General features: G+C 43.4%; 12 protein-coding genes and 2 pseudogenes. 11 read left to right on the top strand and 3 right to left on the bottom strand.

Annotation, left to right across the window (positions count from 1 at the left end; all coding sequences use genetic code 11):
- Positions 1 to 204 precede the first annotated feature (204 nt).
- Positions 205 to 1,512: an MATE family efflux transporter gene (locus CLOL250_RS07900; RefSeq protein ID WP_008401786.1), complete on the top strand. Its 1,308-nt coding sequence runs from the start codon at positions 205 to 207 to the stop codon at positions 1,510 to 1,512.
- Between the two features lie 47 nt (positions 1,513 to 1,559).
- Here the strand turns inward: CLOL250_RS07900 and CLOL250_RS07895 are convergent, their stop codons facing one another.
- From CLOL250_RS07895 to uvrB, 3 genes are all read right to left on the bottom strand, one after another.
- A complete protein-coding gene (locus CLOL250_RS07895; RefSeq protein ID WP_008401785.1) occupies positions 1,560 to 1,988 on the bottom strand; it encodes a hypothetical protein in 429 nt (142 codons plus the stop codon).
- A 118-nt stretch (positions 1,989 to 2,106) separates the two neighbouring features.
- On the bottom strand, positions 2,107 to 4,944 hold the full coding sequence (gene uvrA, locus CLOL250_RS07890; protein ID WP_008401783.1) for an excinuclease ABC subunit UvrA: 2,838 nt from the start codon (positions 4,942 to 4,944) through the stop codon (positions 2,107 to 2,109).
- A 318-nt stretch (positions 4,945 to 5,262) separates the two neighbouring features.
- Positions 5,263 to 7,251: an excinuclease ABC subunit UvrB gene (gene uvrB / locus CLOL250_RS07885; protein ID WP_008401782.1), complete on the bottom strand. Its 1,989-nt coding sequence runs from the start codon at positions 7,249 to 7,251 to the stop codon at positions 5,263 to 5,265.
- Between the two features lie 220 nt (positions 7,252 to 7,471).
- Between uvrB and CLOL250_RS07880 the strand changes: the two are divergent.
- From CLOL250_RS07880 to CLOL250_RS07840, 10 genes and pseudogenes are all read left to right on the top strand, one after another.
- Positions 7,472 to 8,670, top strand: a pseudogene (locus CLOL250_RS07880) (class I SAM-dependent rRNA methyltransferase).
- Positions 8,671 to 8,733: 63 nt separating this feature from the next.
- Positions 8,734 to 9,339 carry a transglutaminase-like domain-containing protein gene (locus CLOL250_RS07875; RefSeq protein WP_008401776.1) on the top strand — a complete coding sequence of 202 codons (606 nt, stop codon included), beginning with the start codon at positions 8,734 to 8,736 and terminating at the stop codon, positions 9,337 to 9,339.
- A gap of 206 nt (positions 9,340 to 9,545) precedes the next feature.
- Positions 9,546 to 10,175, top strand: coding sequence for a uracil phosphoribosyltransferase (upp, locus tag CLOL250_RS07870; RefSeq protein WP_008401775.1), 630 nt, complete (start codon positions 9,546 to 9,548; stop codon positions 10,173 to 10,175).
- Positions 10,176 to 10,191: 16 nt separating this feature from the next.
- Positions 10,192 to 11,133 (top strand): 3'-5' exoribonuclease YhaM family protein, encoded by a 942-nt coding sequence (locus CLOL250_RS07865; RefSeq protein WP_044945555.1) that lies wholly within the window; start codon positions 10,192 to 10,194, stop codon positions 11,131 to 11,133.
- A 19-nt stretch (positions 11,134 to 11,152) separates the two neighbouring features.
- Entirely contained in the window at positions 11,153 to 12,604 is a 1,452-nt protein-coding gene (gene rlmD / locus CLOL250_RS07860; protein WP_008401773.1) for a 23S rRNA (uracil(1939)-C(5))-methyltransferase RlmD, read from the top strand.
- 398 nt (positions 12,605 to 13,002) lie between these two features.
- A pseudogene (locus CLOL250_RS14180) lies at positions 13,003 to 13,110 on the top strand (cell filamentation protein Fic); the annotation flags it as partial.
- Between the two features lie 51 nt (positions 13,111 to 13,161).
- On the top strand, positions 13,162 to 13,713 hold the full coding sequence (locus CLOL250_RS07855; RefSeq protein WP_008401771.1) for a histidine phosphatase family protein: 552 nt from the start codon (positions 13,162 to 13,164) through the stop codon (positions 13,711 to 13,713).
- Positions 13,714 to 13,780: 67 nt separating this feature from the next.
- Complete coding sequence (locus CLOL250_RS07850; protein ID WP_044945552.1) at positions 13,781 to 14,227, top strand: YunG family protein; 447 nt, start codon at positions 13,781 to 13,783, stop codon at positions 14,225 to 14,227.
- Between the two features lie 60 nt (positions 14,228 to 14,287).
- Positions 14,288 to 14,764 (top strand): dihydrofolate reductase, encoded by a 477-nt coding sequence (locus tag CLOL250_RS07845; RefSeq protein WP_044945550.1) that lies wholly within the window; start codon positions 14,288 to 14,290, stop codon positions 14,762 to 14,764.
- Positions 14,765 to 14,779: 15 nt separating this feature from the next.
- On the top strand, positions 14,780 to 16,147 hold the full coding sequence (locus CLOL250_RS07840) for an MATE family efflux transporter (RefSeq protein ID WP_008401768.1): 1,368 nt from the start codon (positions 14,780 to 14,782) through the stop codon (positions 16,145 to 16,147).
- Positions 16,148 to 16,151: the final 4 nt, after the last annotated feature.

Raw genomic sequence — 16,151 nt, 5'->3', positions numbered from 1 at the left:
GCATACAAAAAATGCCATAAAATTGATTGACATTTTCTATCAACTTGGTATAATAGGCACGAATCGGACGGTATATATGATATACCTTGCAAGGTGTTCTGAATGTTATTCAGGATTCCCGGATGGACATGAATGTTATGAGCCAGATAAGATTATCTTATCTGGCTCTTTTTTTGTGAACAGCACAGCATAGGAGGACTTATAATGGATTTATTAAAAGACAATCTGAAAAAATTATACTTCAAATTTCTGATACCATCACTTGGAAGTGCCATGGTTATGTCTATTTATACACTGACAGATGCGATCGTCATTGGAAAAGGTGTCGGCGCAGATGCTCTTGCTGCCCTAAGTATTACAACACCACTTCTCTGCATCCTGATGTCAACCGGAATCCTGTTTGGTGTCGGCGGCTCTGTACAGATGAGTGTTCACAGGGGAAGTGGTAATCATCAGAAATCCAATCGTTATTTTACAATCTCTTTTTTCCTGATTACGGCTGTTACTACCCTATTATGGCTGATCTATGCCACCTGCATGCCTAAGCTGCTTCATCTGATGGGAGCAAATGACACCTTATTCCCATACGCCATGTCCTACATGCGTTATATCAACATTTTCCTTCCGGTTGCTGTATTTTCAAATTATGTAGCAATCTTTATCCGTGCCGACAATGATCCAAACCGTGCAATGGCGGGAGTTCTGCTTGGCGGCGTCGTAAATATCGCACTGGATATCATTTTTGTATTTCCTATGCATATGGGAATGGGCGGTGCCGCATTCGCTTCCGTTCTCGGTATGACTATCCAGGTAATTGTCGGTGGCTCACACTTTTTCTCACGCAAAAACGGTCTTCATTTCATCCGACCGATTCACACGATTCCCAGTATCCGTCATATTATTGTCGGTGGTATCCCAAGTTTTTTCAATGAATTTGCAAATGGATTCATCGTACTGCTGTTTAATATCCAGATCCTGAAATACTGCGGTGAAAATGCACTCTCGATCTACAGCGTGATCTCAAACTGTGTAATCCTGTTCAACTCCCTGTTTACCGGAGTCGGTCAGTCGATCCAGCCTGTTATCTCTACTAATTATGGTGCAGGAAATGGGGTCCGAATCAAAGGAATAAAAAAGATGGCATATACCACTATCCTTATAATGGGTGCCATCTTCTCGCTTAGTGGAATCTTATTCCCGACTGCGGTCTGTCGTATTTTTATTAAAATGAATCCAACACTGACTGATATTGCAAATCTGGGTATACGAACCTACTTTTTTGCATTCCTGCCATTTGGCATTAACCTGCTGACTTCTTACTATTTACAGGCGATACTGCGATCTGCACAATCCCTGTGCATCTCACTGCTCCGAAATATCATCTTAAGCAGTATCTGTATCCTTGTATTTCCATTGTGTCTGGGTGCATCCAGCCTGTGGTTTGTTATGCCGATCGTTGAAGTCGTAGTGTTATTTGTCAGCCTTGGCTACCTGAAAAGCAAATCTATATAGAACATAAACGCTAAGATATAACTGTAACTCTATCTGCAGTTCTACTCTTAAACAGTTTCGGCTATATTATGGAAGTCGCTCATTAAAGACTCGTATGCAGCTTCGTCCATGCCATAGGAAAAGCATGCAAGTGCACGGAAACAGACCTCAGGTAATCTCTTAAGATTTCCGCTGTTATACTGTTCTGCCACCTGCTGTAATTCATTGATTATGTCATGCTTACGCTTCTGTTCTTCCAGGCTGCCATTCCAGAAACAGCTCATATCATAATCAGATGTATTCCCGCATGGAGCCGTACAGGTGGAACACCCGGGAGAAAGTCGGTATTTCTCCCGGTGTATTTCCTCTATTGTCTCATCATTGTCTTCCTGTAATAACGCACTTGCGATCGTCTGATCTGTTTTCTCTGTCCAGCCGGAATTACCGGCCGCACCTACAAGGCCGATCAATGCGCCAATGATCTTATCATTCCTCATGTTGCTAATTCCTTATGTTTCCAAATTTCTATATCTCTAATTCCTCTATATCAATTCTACACATTCTATAAAACTGATATCTATATAAGAGCTTAATTGTATTCTCTATCTTCACACTTTATAAATACCGCTTCAGATATTGTCCGGTATATGAATTCTCACATTCTGCGATCTCCTCCGGTGTTCCCTGTGCGATCACTGTTCCACCGCGAACACCGCCTTCCGGTCCCATGTCGATGATATAATCGGCAGTCTTTATAACATCCAGATTATGCTCGATAACAACTACGGTATTTCCACTGTCACTAAGTCTGCGAAGAATATCCACCAGACGATGAACATCGGCGAAATGAAGTCCGGTCGTCGGTTCATCCAGAATGTAGATCGTCTTTCCGGTTCCACGTCTGGCAAGCTCCGTCGCAAGCTTTACTCTCTGTGCCTCTCCTCCGGATAAAGTGGTAGATGGCTGTCCCAGACGGATATAGCCCAGGCCAACATCCTTTAACGTTTCGATCTTTCGCAGAATGCTTGGAACATTTGCAAAGAACTCGCAGGCTTCATCCACAGTCATATCCAGAACATCATAAATGCTCTTACCTTTATATTTTACTTCCAGTGTCTCACGATTGTACCGCTTGCCGCCGCATACCTCACAAGGAACATAGACATCCGGCAGGAAATGCATCTCGATCTTGATGATACCATCACCACGGCAGGCTTCGCATCGTCCACCCGATACATTGAATGAAAATCTTCCCTTCTTATATCCTCTTGCCTTGGCATCCTTTGTATTTGCAAACAGATCACGGATCATGTCAAATACACCTGTATAGGTTGCCGGGTTCGATCTCGGGCTTCTTCCGATTGGTGACTGATCGATATTGATCACCTTATCGAGTGCATCGTAACCCACGATGTGATCATGATGTCCCGGTTTGATACGGCTCTTGTTCAGTCTTCTCGCCAGCTTCTTATATAAGATCTCATTTACAAGTGAGCTCTTTCCCGAACCGGATACACCAGTCACGCATACCATAATACCCAGTGGTATATTCACATCAATATGCTTCAGGTTGTTCTCATACGCATTCTGAACGGTCAGCCAGCCCGTTGGCTTTCTTCGTACCTCCGGTACCGGAATCTTTTTTCTTCCGCTTAAATAATCACCGGTAATCGAGTTCTCATTTTTCATGATCTCCTCTGCTGTACCTTCCGCAACAACATAACCACCATTTTCACCGGCTCCCGGACCGATATCTATAATATAATCTGCTGCACGCATCGTATCTTCATCATGCTCTACCACAATCAGAGTATTTCCAAGATCACGCAAATGCTCCAATGCTCCGATCAGCTTATCATTATCTCTCTGATGCAGACCAATACTTGGTTCATCCAGAATATAAGCAACTCCCACAAGCCCGGAACCGATCTGTGTCGCCAGACGGATTCGCTGTGCCTCTCCACCGGACAATGTGCCTGTAGAACGATAAAGTGCCAGATAATCAAGGCCTACATCGATCAGAAAATGCAGTCTCGCCCGGATCTCCTTTAAAACTGCCCCGCCGATCAGCATCTGCCGGTCTGTCAACTTAATATTATCCATAAAGTTTGTAAGATCCTCGATCGACATTCTGGTCAGATCATCAATATTCTTATCGGCGATCGTAACAGCCAGTGCTGTCGGTTTCAGACGTTTTCCTTTACATTCTTCACATGGCGTGATCGTCATAAAAGTCTCATACTCGGCCTTGGTCGTCTCACCTCCGGTCTCCCGATATCTTCGCTGGACATTCTTGATCAGTCCTTCAAATGTAATATCATAGACGCCTTCTCCACGCTGTCCTTTATAGTGAACCTTTACCGGACGGCTGTTCTTGCCATATAATAACAGATCTTTGATCTCATCACTGTAATCCTGAAATGGTGTGTCCAGTGAGAAATGATATTCCTCTGCCAATGCACGAAGTACTGCATTTGTGAAACTCTTTCCATCATTACAGGACTGCCAGCCCAGCACAACAATTGCCCCTTCATTGATCGACAGCTTGGTATCCGGGATCATCAGATCCGGATCAAATTCCATCTTAAATCCCAGACCGGCACAACATGGACATGCGCCAAATGGATTGTTGAATGAAAAGCTTCTGGGCTCGATCTCATCAATGCTGATTCCACAATCCGGGCAGGAAAAGCTGTCAGAGAAATTCAAGATTTCATTTTCTCCATCTGTATTTATAACCTCAATCTTCATCAGACCTTCTGCCATCCGCAGAGTTGTCTCTACAGAATCTGTCAGTCTTCGTTCCATATCAGGACGAACGACCAGACGATCCACAACAATATCAATATTATGCTTCTTATTCTTATCCAGCTTGATCTCCTCGGATAACTCATACATACTGCCATCAATGATCGCACGGACAAAACCGCTCTTTGCCGCCTTCTCCAACAGCTTCACATGTTCCCCTTTTCTGCCTCTTATAACCGGTGCGAGTACCATGAATTTTGTCCGTTCCGGCAATTGCATGATATCGTCTACCATCTGATCCACGCTCTGTTTGCTGATCACTTTTCCACATTTCGGACAGTGTGGGATTCCTGCTCTTGCATATAACAGACGGAAATAATCATAGATCTCCGTTACTGTTCCGACTGTGGATCTCGGATTCTTATTTGTCGATTTCTGATCGATCGATATCGCAGGCGACAGGCCCTCGATCTTCTCGACATCCGGCTTCTCTGCCTGTCCAAGGAACTGTCTTGCATAGGAAGATAAGGACTCCATATAGCGTCGCTGACCTTCGGCATAGATCGTATCAAATGCCAGTGAGGATTTGCCCGAACCGGACAGACCTGTCACAACGACAAATTTATCTCTCGGAATCTTCACATCTATATTCTTCAGGTTATGTTCTTTTGCACCTTTAATCGTAATATACTTAATATCACCCATTTCGGTTGACCTTCTTTCTGCTCATTTTATTTGAATCTTATAAACATGTATGATCATTATATTTATTATTACTTTTATACAATATGAAAGATACATTACATATTATTCCGTAAGACGCTTCCGCTCGTATCCTCGTGCAGCGGTACATAAAGTTGCAAAAAACGCAACTTAAGTACCGGCCTCGGATAAGGCTTACTTCATAATAGTAATGATATCTTTCATATTAGTTTAACAACTAATATTCAAACAAATAATAATATGATCATACATGTTTATACACTTTCAATTAGTACGACAGCATGATCTGTATTGTATTTTCTACTTATCATAATCTCGTAAAGCTTCTTTATATTTTTTCAGCTCATCACGGACGATCGCTGCCATTTCAAAGTTCAGGTCGGCGGCTGCCATGTTCATCTTCTTTGTCAGCTTATCGATCATTGCTTTCAGCTCTTTCTTTGTCATGGATTCAATATCTTTCTCTGCATCCACAACCGGTTTATCTTCTGTGACTTCATTTGTAATAAGATCACGGATACTCTTCTGGATCGTCTTCGGTATGATCCCATGTTCCTTATTATAAGCATCCTGAATCTTTCGACGACGATTTGTCTCCGAGATCGCACGTTTCATGGAGTCTGTCATCATATCTGCATACATGATAACATGACCTTCTGAATTTCTCGCAGCACGTCCGATCGTCTGGATCAATGAAGTCTCCGAACGCAGGAAGCCCTCTTTATCTGCATCCAGGATAGCCACCAGTGTGATCTCCGGAATATCAAGTCCCTCACGAAGGAGGTTGATACCAACTAATACGTCAAATACACCCATTCTGAGATCACGCACGATCTCTACACGCTCCATTGTATCAATATCAGAATGAAGATATTTGACCTTAATGCCATTCTCACGCAGGAAATCTGTCAGATCCTCTGCCATACGTTTTGTAAGTGTTGTAACCAGAACCTTGTGTCCCTGTTCTGTCTCTTTCAATATCTCTGACATCAGGTCGTCGATCTGTCCTTCTACCGGACGGACATCCACCGGTGGATCCAGCAATCCGGTCGGTCGAATGATCTGCTCGGCCCGGAGCAGCTCATGTTCTGCTTCATATTTGGATGGTGTCGCCGATACAAATAATACCTGATCTAACTTCGATTCAAATTCTTCAAAGTTTAACGGACGGTTGTCCAATGCGGATGGCAGACGGAATCCATAATCCACCAGATTCTGTTTTCTGGAACGATCACCTGCATACATTCCTCCGACCTGCGGAATCGTCATATGCGACTCATCTATGATCAACAGGAAATCATCACCGAAGAAATCCAGCAATGTGCTCGGAGTCTCCCCGGATTCTCTGCCGGATAATGGTCCTGAATAATTCTCGATACCGGAGCAGAAGCCTGTCTCCCGCATCATCTCTATATCAAAATTTGTCCGTTCTTCAATCCGCTGCGCTTCGATCAGCTTATCATTTTCCTTAAAATACTGTACCCGTTCAGCCAATTCCGCTTCGATCTTTGTAAGTGCACGTTCCAGCTTCTCATGTCCGACAACATAATGAGAAGCAGGAAAGATACAGGTAAAATTCAGGCTGCGCCTGATCTCCCCAGTCAACGGATCAAATTCACAGATACGGTCGATCTCATCACCAAAGAATTCAACACGCACAGCATCTTCAAATGTCGATACCGGAAGGATCTCCAGCACATCCCCGTGTACACGGAATGTTCCACGGTGGAAATCCATATCATTTCTGACATACTGGATATCCGTCAGTTCATCGATCACCATATCCCGATCCTTGATCATTCCGACACGGAGCGACAGCATCTGCTCCCGGTATTCATCCGGATCACCGATACCGTAAATACAGGATACCGAGGATACGACCACAACATCTTTTCTGTCGATCAAGGCCGCTGTTGCACTGTGACGCATCTTGTCAATATCATCGTTGATCGCAGAATCCTTCGCTATATAAGTATCAGTCGATGCCACATATGCTTCCGGCTGGTAATAATCATAATAAGAAACAAAATATTCTACCGCATTTTCCGGAAAAAATTCCTTCATTTCCGAATATAACTGTGCCGCCAGCGTTTTGTTGTGCGCAAGCACCAGCGTCGGTTTATTCAGTTGTGCTATTACATTTGCCATGGTAAATGTCTTACCGGAACCGGTTACACCTAACAGGGTTTCAAACTGATTTCCCTCTTTAAATCCATCCACCAGCTCTTTGATCGCCTGCGGCTGATCACCGGTCGGCTGATATTCTGATACTAATTTGAAATGATCCATTATGTTCTCCTGATATATCTATCTAAATACAATCAATATTCTTATTATTGTTCTCTGTCTAATATATCATTCCATTTAAAAAAAGTACAGAGCAAATCGAATATTTGTTCTTTATTCTGTAAGAACCTTCTGCTTCCCACTGTTGCATCCGCAAAGCGGATTTAAAAAACATGCCATCCATGATATACTATGATTTATCAAAAAATGAACGAGGTGTAACATGAGCGCAATCGTAACATTAAAGAAGGGCGAGGGCAGAACCATCAAAGCCGGCGGCGCCTGGATTTATGACAATGAAATAGATACCATCATGGGGAGTTTTGAAAACGGAGATATCATCATTGTAAAAGACTTTGACGGATATCCGATGGGAAAGGGATTTATCAATACGAATTCCAAGATCACTGTCCGTATGCTGACACGTCACGTCGATACCGAGATCAATGAAGATTTCTTCCGCATGCGTCTGCAGGCAGCATGGGATTATCGTAAGAAAACCGTAGATACAAGCAGCTGCCGTATCGTATTTGGCGAGGCAGACTTCCTGCCCGGTATTGTGATTGACAAATTTGAAGATGTGCTGGTCGTTGAGTCACTTGCACTTGGAATTGACAGAGTTAAAAATTTGTTAATAAATATTTTAAAAATGTCCTTAAATCAGATGGTATAATAATCAAAGGTGTTTATGAGCGTAGCGATGCTAAAGTTAGAATAAATGAAGGGATGCAGCCATTCAAGGGATTCATTGGGGATGAATTCGACACGAACGTGGAAATTATTGAAAATGGCGTACACTATATTGTTGACGTAAAAGACGGTCAGAAGACCGGCTTCTTTCTTGACCAGAAATACAACCGACTTGCGATCCAGCGTCTTTGTAAGGATGCAAAAGTTCTTGACTGTTTCACACACACAGGCTCTTTTGCGCTGAACGCCGGAATTGCCGGTGCCACAAGCGTACTGGGTGTAGATGCTTCCGCACTTGCGGTCAAACAGGCACAGGAAAATGCAAAGCTGAACCATCTGGAGGATTCGGTTACATTTATCTGTAAAGATGTCTTTGATCTGCTCCCTGAACTGGAAGAACAGGGCGAGAAATTCGACGTTGTAATTCTGGATCCACCTGCATTTACAAAATCACGCAACTCAATTAAAAACGCTGTAAAAGGTTATCGGGAAATAAATCTGAGAGCCATGAAGCTCGTTAAAGATGGCGGCTTTCTTGCCACCTGTTCATGCTCCCATTTCATGGACTATGAACTCTTTACAAAAACCATCGGGCAGGCTGCTTCCAACTCTCACAAACGACTGAGACAGGTTGAATTCCGTACTCAGGCTCCTGATCATCCGATTCTGTGGGCTGCAGATGAATCATATTATCTGAAGTTCTACATATTTCAAGTAACCAGCGACAAATAGCTGGAGTTTCAGAGATTGGTCCTCTGTCATTTATCTTACTTGTAATACTTTTGGGAGGTAAACATGAAGCTAATACAGAGAAATAGGGATGCAGCATATCTACAGTATGATAAATATGTCGATTTCGACAATCCCATGGTTATGGAGAAGGCTATGGATCTTACCAAAAACTGCAGATCTGTTTACGAAAAAATAGAAACCATATATTATTTTGTCAGAGATGAAATTGATCACACCTGGGACGCCAAAGATTCCACGATCACGATCTCTGCATCAGATGTTCTGGAAAAGAAAACCGGTATCAGCTATTCAAAGGCAAATCTGTTAGCCGCACTGATGCGTGCAAATGGTATTTACACCGGATTCTGCTACCAGAGGATCAAACGATTCACATATGATAACAAGCTGGCACTTCATGCACTGAATGCAGTATTTGAACCGGATGTCAAGAAATGGATCCGCTTGGACGCCAGAGGGAACAATTACCAGTTTCAAGCTGATTTCTCGATCAACGAACGAAATCTTGGATATGAGATCCGACCGGAGCTTGGTGAATTTGAATTCGACGATCTGATCGCGGTTCCTCTTCCATCGACAATGGCAGTTCTGGAAAAGAGCACAAATGCGATCAAAATGTACTATAACGATCTGCCGGACTACAACGATTAATATTATATTTTACAAAATCATCGGTCCTGCCGACCGACAGTTTTTCCTGATCATTCTAAAAACTGTTCTGTTGGCGCGGTCGATGATTTTTTATGTCTGTCTGAAATGATTTCCGTTGATTTTTCCGGTATCGCAGGGTTTAATTTCCTGTTGTCTTATGGTAGAATTATACACAGTTAAAAATTTTACGAAAAGGGGTTACCGATATGAGTAATGTCACAATTATGAATCATCCTTTGATCAAACACAAAATATCAATGTTAAGAAACGAGAACACCGGAACAAATGAATTCCGTACACTTGTAGAAGAAATCGCTATGCTTATGGGCTACGAAGCACTTCGTGATCTGCCTACAGAAGATGTAGAGATCAAGACTCCGATCGAAACCTGCAAATCTCCTATGATCGCAGGCAAAAAGATGGCAGTTGTACCGATCCTCCGTGCCGGTCTTGGCATGGTAAGCGGCATCCTTGCTCTGGTTCCATCAGCAAAGGTTGGACACATTGGGCTCTACAGAGACCCGAAGACACACGAGCCGCATGAGTATTACTGTAAACTGCCGGATCCGATCGAGCAGAGAACAATCCTTGTTGTTGATCCAATGTTAGCAACCGGCGGTTCCGGTTCCGAAGCTGTTTCATTTATCAAACAGCACGGCGGCAAGAATATCAAATTCATGTGTATCATCGCTGCTCCTGAAGGTCTGGAAAGACTTCAAAAGGATCACCCGGACATCCAGATCTATGTTGGTCAGCTTGACAGATGCTTAAATGAAAATGCTTACATCTGCCCGGGTCTCGGTGATGCCGGCGACAGAATTTTCGGAACAAAATAACAGGAAGGCTTACATTATGAGATATATACACGAGCTTCGCGAAGGCGAAATGGTTTCAGAGGTTTACCTCTGCAAAAACAAGATCACAGGAAAGACAAAATCAGGTAAATCCTACTATTCTCTGCAGCTGGTAGATGCCAGCGGAACAATGGATGGTAAGATCTGGGAACTGAACAGCGGAATTGGGCATTTTGAATCCATGAACTATGTTAAGGTTGACGGTCAGGTTACCTCATTTAACAACACTCTCCAGTTGACAATTAAGAAGATCCGTATCGCTGAAGAAGGGGAATACGATATCAACGACTATATGCCATGCACGAAGAAAAATGTCGATGAAATGTTTGACAAGCTGCTTGGCATTATCGCAACGATCGAAAAACCTTACTACAAAAAGCTTCTGGAAAGCTTCTTTGTAGAGGACAAAGCTCTTGCAAAAGAATTCAAAAAGCATTCGGCTGCCAAATCCATTCATCATGGATTTGTCGGCGGTCTGTTAGAGCACACTCTGGCAGTTACCAGCATGTGTGACTACTACACTACATACTACCCGATCTTAAATCGTGACCTGCTCCTGACTGCTGCCATGCTTCATGACATCGGCAAGGTCTATGAGCTTTCAACATTCCCGGAAAATGATTACACAGATTCCGGTCAGTTACTTGGTCACATCGTAATGGGTACTATGATGATCCGCGACAAGATTCGTGATTCTGTTCCGGAATTTCCTGCAAAGGAAGCAAACGAACTGGAGCACTGTATCCTCTCCCACCACGGCGAACTGGAATACGGCTCTCCAAAGAAGCCTGCCCTGATCGAAGCACTTGCATTATCATTTGCCGATAATACAGATGCCAAGATCCAGACATTCATGGAAGCATTAGACAGCAAGGACGAGACCGGCTGGCTTGGTTACAATAAAATGATAGAAAGTAATATCCGCAGATCTACAAAATAAAGGATACGATATTTATTTTATGGAACTTAAAAAGAACAGTATATATACAATAGAAATAACGGACATGGGAAATGAGGGAGAAGGCATCGGCCATCTCTCTCTTTCTGATGTAGCAAATAACAAAACAGGCACAGACATTTCCACGAAAGCTTCATCCGAAGATGGAAATAACGTGCAGAATATCACTGTATTTGTCAAAGATACAGTGATCGGTGACGTAGCCGAGATCTCGATCATGAAAGCAAAAAAATCGATCGCCTACGGACGGCTGGTTCGCCTGATCACACCATCCCCTTACCGCGTAACTCCGGTCTGCCCAGTCGCAAAGAGCTGTGGTGGATGCAGTCTTCAGCACATTTCCTATGAGAAGCAGTTGGAATACAAATGGAATAAAGTAAGAGAATGTCTGCGCCGGATCGGCAAGATTGAGAATCCCGATACTCTGATGGAACCAATCTATGGTATGAAAGAACCATACCACTATCGAAATAAAGCACAGTTTCCGGTTGGCAGAGACAAAAACGGCAATATCGTGATCGGCTTCTATGCCGGCAGAACCCATTCGATCATCGATTCCGATACCTGTGCGATCGGTGCAGAAGTAAATGATCAGATTCTGCCGATCATCCGTGCATTTCTCACGGAATATAACATTTCCACTTATAACGAAACAACCGGACAGGGTCTGGTACGTCATATTCTGACTCGTGTTGGGTTTACAACCGGCGAAGTTATGGTCTGTCTCATCGTAAATGGAAAAAAACTACCTCATGCAGATGAACTCATCTCCCGTCTGACAAAAATTTCCGGAATGACTTCAATCTGCCTGAACATCAATACAGAAAAAACAAATAAGATTCTTGGACCAACCTGCAAAACACTGTGGGGCAGTCCATACATCACAGATTATATCGGCAATGTAAAATACCGGATTTCACCTCTGTCCTTCTATCAGGTAAACCCTGTGCAGACTAAGGTACTTTATGAAAAAGCATTGGAATATGCAGATCTGAACGGCGAGGAAACCGTCTGGGATATGTACTGCGGCATCGGAACCATCTCCCTGTTTCTTGCTCAGAAAGCAAAACAGGTATACGGTGTGGAGATCGTTCCTCAGGCAATCCTGGATGCCCGTAAAAATGCGGAACTTAACGATATCCACAACGTCGAATTCTTTACCGGAAAAGCGGAGGAAGTCGTTCCTGCCATTTACGAAAAAGGCGGCGATGGTTCCCATGCAGATGTCGTCGTTGTCGATCCACCAAGAAAAGGCTGTGACAAGGTACTCCTTGACACCCTGATCCGGATGAATCCAAAACGGCTTGTCTATGTAAGCTGCGATCCCGCAACCCTTGCCCGTGACATCGCCATCCTCACTCCCGCCGGCTACCACCTCGAAAAAGTCGCTGTCGTCGACCAGTTTGGCCACACCGGGCACGTTGAGTCCGTAGTTCTGCTGTCACGAGCATAGCGAAGTGAGAGCAGATTACGGAGGACCATGCAAGGCACGCCCAAGAGAACGAGTTAAAAACGAAGTTCGATTGGATGCGGGCTACTGCTGAAACTTGCGTTCTCTTAGAGAAGACAAGTGCAACGCACGAAGTCTGAACTTAGAAACGCAGTTGTTCTGGCGAGCGAAGCGAGAGCAGAACCTCCTTGAACCTTGTCAAGGAGCGTTAGCGACGCAGAGAAGCATTAGCACTGACCATGCGATAGCTGTCCACGATTGGCGTGCACGAAGTGCAAAGACAGCGTAGGAAAGAGGAATGTGTAATGCTCCAGATTATGTCCTTAGGCTGTTGGCATACTATATTAAAACGGAAAACATGGTGAAAGATAAGAGCAACGAGAAAATATGAGAAATTTGGAAATGATACAGTCTGGTTATCACTTGACCAGATGGCAGAACTGTTTCAAAGGGATAAATCAACTATATCGAGACATATTAAAAAGATATTTGAGGAAAGAGAATTGGATGCTTGTCAGACATTCGGAAGATAAAAAATTATATCTATAGGAGATACAACAATGTTATACATCATGCGACATGGAAAAACAGACTGGAATGCCATGCGGAAACTACAAGGTCGGACAGACATTCCATTAAATGAAGAAGGACGCCAGATGGCGGAGCATGCCAGAACAGAATATGCCGATATCCATTTTGATATCTGCTACTGCTCTCCCCTTATCCGAGCAAAGGAAACAGCCGAGATCGTATTAAAAGGGCGGAACATTCCGATCATAACGGACGACCGGTTAAAAGAAATGAGTTTTGGCAGCTATGAAGGAACCGCAAACTGCATAACTACTCCCGGCTGTCCAATAAAAGATCTCTTTCTTGATCCGGCAAACTATAAAGTTCCAAAGGATGGTGGAGAAAGCTTTAAACAGCTATTTGCGAGAACAGGAGAATTCCTAAAAGCGGTTGTAAAACCACAATTAGACGAAGGAAAGGATGTCCTGATTGTCGGACATGGAGCTATGAATTCCAGTATCATCTGTCAGGTCAAAGGGATCCCGCTGTCAGAATTCTGGAGTGCAGGAATCGAGAACTGCAAACTGAAACGTATACTATAAATATCATTTATAAATCCAAACAAAAGCAACACATTTCATTCAATAGCAAATGAGGAGATATTTGAAAATGAAGACCTACAACTTCTATGGTTGGAAACAGGCAACCGTTCCTGCCATAACAAACAAGTATAAAGGAATCCATACACCACAGGATCTGTATGACAGATTATCTGATATCTGGTGCGCTGATACTTGCGCACCAAGACTACGTGATGGCTGGACACCGGAGAATAAAACCTTGGGGCAGTGTTCTATCACAGCATTTCTGGTTCAGGACATCTTTGGCGGCAAGGTGTATGGCATCCTGCGTCCCGGCGGAAACTATCATTGCTATAACAATGTCAACGGTCATATATTTGACCTGACCAGTGAACAGTTTGGTGATGAGACTCTTTCTTATAAGAACAATCCTGAGCAGTTCCGTGAAGTACATTTTGCAAAAGAAGAAAAACGTTTAAGATATGAATATCTGAAACAACAACTGGCATGCTTAAACCAGCAATCCACTTGCTGATTTTCGTAAGATCAGGTATGCTGAAAAATAAATATGACATCTGAGAAAGGAACCCATACTATGATAGGATTAATCGTCGCACGTTCAAAAAATAATGTAATCGGAAAAAACGGCCAGATCCCATGGCGGATCAAAGGAGAACAGAAACAATTTAAAGAACTGACAACAGGGAATACTGTGGTTATGGGACGTAAGTCATATGAAGAGATCGGACATCCTCTCCCGAACCGAATGAATATCGTTGTGTCAAATACTGCCAATTACTCCGGTGAAAACCTGCTTACCGTTCATTCCTTACAGGAAGCTCTTGATGCTGTAAAAGAGGGAAATGTCTATATCTCCGGTGGATATGGGCTGTTCAAAGAGGCACTTCCACTGGTTGATACGATGTATATCACAGAAGTTGATACTGTCGTTGAAGACGGAGATGTCTTCTTCCCAGAATTCAATGCAGATGAATTCGATATTACAACTGGCGAATCCGGTGGTGACGACATTATATTTACCCGCACGACCTACACCCGCAAGAAACTGTAAACAAGGACAACTCACATGAATACACAGACAACGAATGAAAATCCTCTCGGCACTCAACCCGTAAAAAAATTATTAATGCAATTTGCTATTCCAAGTATAGTAGCCATGCTGGTCAGCTCTCTTTATAACATTGTTGACCAGTTTTTCATTGGGCGAAATGTCGGTGAACTCGGAAATGCCGCAACCAATATTTCATTTCCACTTTCCATATCCTGTATCGCGATCGCTCTGCTGTTCGGCATCGGCGGCGCATCTGCTTTTAATCTGGCTATGGGAAAAGGAGAAAAGGAAAAAGCAGTTTATTATATCGGCAATTCCGCTGTCATGCTCTTTGGCTGTGGTGTGATTTTAACTACGATCACCCTGCTGTTCTTAGAGCCTCTGCTCCGTTTCTTTGGATCTCCCGACAATGTACTTTCCTATGCAAAAACTTACACAGGCATTGTTGCGATTGGATTTCCTTTTCTGATCCTCACGACCGGAAGCGGTCATCTGATCCGCGCAGATGGCAGACCAAAGATTAGCATGATCTGTAACCTTACCGGAGCCGTAATCAACACCATCTTAGATGCTCTGTTTGTATCCGTTCTTCAGATGGGTATGACAGGCGCAGCCATCGCAACCGTTATCGGTCAGGTAATATCCGCCGGTCTTGTCATCTGGTTTTTATCCCACTGTAAGACTGTAACGATAAGAAAAGAACATCTCCGCATCAGTAGACCGATCATAGCGAGAGTCACATCCCTTGGTACTGCTCCTTGCAGCAATCAGCTTGCCATGATGATCGTACAGATCATTATGAACAAATCTCTCAAATACTATGGCTCCCTTTCCATCTATGGCGAAGCAATCCCTATCGCCTGTGCCGGAATTATCACAAAAGTAAATCAGGTATTTCTATCTCTGATTATCGGTATATCACAAGGCTTACAGCCAATCACCAGCTATAACTACGGTGCAGGAAAATACAAACGGGTAAAGTCTGCCTATCTGTTCGCCTCTACCTGTGGATTTGTGATCGCGCTCATTGCGTTTCTATTATTCCAGTTTGTGCCAAGGCAGATCATATCCATTTTCGGAAATGGCTCCGAAAGCTACTTCCAGTTTTCGATCAGCTATTTTCGTATTTTTCTGTTCTTTACGTTTATAAACTTTATGCAGCCGATCACTTCGAACTTCTTTACATCGATCGGCAAACCGAAAAAAGGAACATTCCTGTCATTAACCAGACAGATCCTGTTCCTTCTTCCATTATTAATTATTCTGCCGCTTTTTATGGGTATTGATGGCATTATGTATTCCGGCCCTATCGCCGATGGACTTGCCGGAGCGGTCGCCATCTTCATGGTCTTTAACGAATTCCGCACCAGACCTTTCCGCTAAAGAG

Origin of the sequence: Clostridium sp. L2-50, from assembly GCF_000154245.1 — a bacterium.
Taxonomy (GTDB): Bacteria; Bacillota; Clostridia; order Lachnospirales; family Lachnospiraceae; genus Coprococcus.
The sequence above is the reverse complement of the archived record's forward strand: the minus strand, read 5'-3'. Positions and strand labels throughout refer to the sequence as shown.

Excerpts from the sequence above, each read along its gene's own strand:
- CLOL250_RS07840 (WP_008401768.1), top strand. The coding sequence starts at position 14,780 with ATGAATACACAGACAACGAATGAAAATCCTCTCGGCACTCAACCCGTA.
- CLOL250_RS07900 (WP_008401786.1), top strand. The coding sequence starts at position 205 with ATGGATTTATTAAAAGACAATCTGAAAAAATTATACTTCAAATTTCTG.
- CLOL250_RS07845 (WP_044945550.1), top strand. The coding sequence starts at position 14,288 with ATGATAGGATTAATCGTCGCACGTTCAAAAAATAATGTAATCGGAAAA.
- CLOL250_RS07875 (WP_008401776.1), top strand. The coding sequence starts at position 8,734 with ATGAAGCTAATACAGAGAAATAGGGATGCAGCATATCTACAGTATGAT.
- CLOL250_RS07855 (WP_008401771.1), top strand. The coding sequence starts at position 13,162 with ATGTTATACATCATGCGACATGGAAAAACAGACTGGAATGCCATGCGG.
- uvrA (WP_008401783.1), bottom strand. The coding sequence starts at position 4,944 with ATGGGTGATATTAAGTATATTACGATTAAAGGTGCAAAAGAACATAAC.
- upp (WP_008401775.1), top strand. The coding sequence starts at position 9,546 with ATGAGTAATGTCACAATTATGAATCATCCTTTGATCAAACACAAAATA.
- rlmD (WP_008401773.1), top strand. The coding sequence starts at position 11,153 with ATGGAACTTAAAAAGAACAGTATATATACAATAGAAATAACGGACATG.
- CLOL250_RS07850 (WP_044945552.1), top strand. The coding sequence starts at position 13,781 with ATGAAGACCTACAACTTCTATGGTTGGAAACAGGCAACCGTTCCTGCC.
- CLOL250_RS07865 (WP_044945555.1), top strand. The coding sequence starts at position 10,192 with ATGAGATATATACACGAGCTTCGCGAAGGCGAAATGGTTTCAGAGGTT.
- uvrB (WP_008401782.1), bottom strand. The coding sequence starts at position 7,251 with ATGGATCATTTCAAATTAGTATCAGAATATCAGCCGACCGGTGATCAG.
- CLOL250_RS07895 (WP_008401785.1), bottom strand. The coding sequence starts at position 1,988 with ATGAGGAATGATAAGATCATTGGCGCATTGATCGGCCTTGTAGGTGCG.